General features: G+C 38.5%; 2 tRNA genes. Both read left to right on the plus strand.

Annotated features, from left to right (window positions below):
* Positions 1 to 76, plus strand: a tRNA-Gly gene (locus DRB05_RS00225).
* A gap of 11 nt (positions 77 to 87) precedes the next feature.
* Positions 88 to 161 (plus strand) — tRNA-Cys (locus DRB05_RS00230).
* Positions 162 to 1,091: the final 930 nt, after the last annotated feature.

Consider the following 1,091-nt stretch of genomic DNA (forward strand, 5'->3'; position numbering starts at 1 on the left):
GCGAGTATAGCTCAGCTGGTAGAGCGCGACCTTGCCAAGGTCGAGGTCACGAGTTCGAACCTCGTTACTCGCTCCAATATTCTTCATGGCGGAATGGCAGAGTGGCCATGCAGCGGATTGCAAATCCGTCTACCTCGGTTCGACTCCGGGTTCCGCCTCCATATCGCATATTCTCTTTATTCTTAATATCCCACTAATTTACCTTTTTGTTATCCAAGAACACCACTGTTACTGATTTATCCACATCTTCTTTTACTTAAACACTGTTTCTTTAGATCCCATAATTATTACAACCACTAACTAATAACAAGAATCGAAAGTTAATATTCAATGCCTTTATAAACGCATCTATATTCATATTTTCGATAAAAGGTATCATTTTGGTATCTAGTTCCGCCTATTGGATAGGCTTACTGCTTCTTAGTGGCTTTGTATTTTCACCTCCACATAATTTACGTACGCCTTTTCTACATAAAGAAGAATTGACTTGGCTTTGTTTCGAGCTCTATATGTAAGTTGGCAAGTTGATATGCTAACAGATGTTACATAACGCTAGTTGTTCCTTAGTGATGCTTAAAGTTTATGTAGACTCGCGTGATCTCAATCCGGTCTTTTTGGGTGAAAAATATACTGTTTCGACATGTTTCGTTTGTTTTTTGTTCGAACAAACCTTTTTTATAAGTTTTAATGGAAAAAGGGGTTGCACTAAAATCGGATCTCCCTATAATGCGCATCCACCGACACGGGGAGCAGCGCTGAAAAGCAATAAGCCAACGAGTTGGTAGTCGAGTAAAACTTAGCTTTGAAAACTTCTCAAGAAATTCAAAATTAAGTGTTGACAAAAAATTGGGAGTACTTAGAATGCACATCCCTCGAAACAACGAAGTGTTTCGAAATGTTCTTTAAAAATATGAAGCAATCATCTGTGTGGGCACTCGTACAGATTGAGTTCTAACAGCAGATTCTAGTTCGCTAGATGACGCAAACAAATTTAGAGTCTCAATTGAACTGAGTGACCAACAGAATAAACATAGTTTATTCAGCACAGTCAATTCGATACCGAAAGGTATCAAAATCAGAATTCAATGAGC

This window comes from Pseudoalteromonas sp. A757 (assembly GCF_004103285.1).
GTDB lineage: Bacteria > Pseudomonadota > Gammaproteobacteria > Enterobacterales > Alteromonadaceae > Pseudoalteromonas > Pseudoalteromonas galatheae.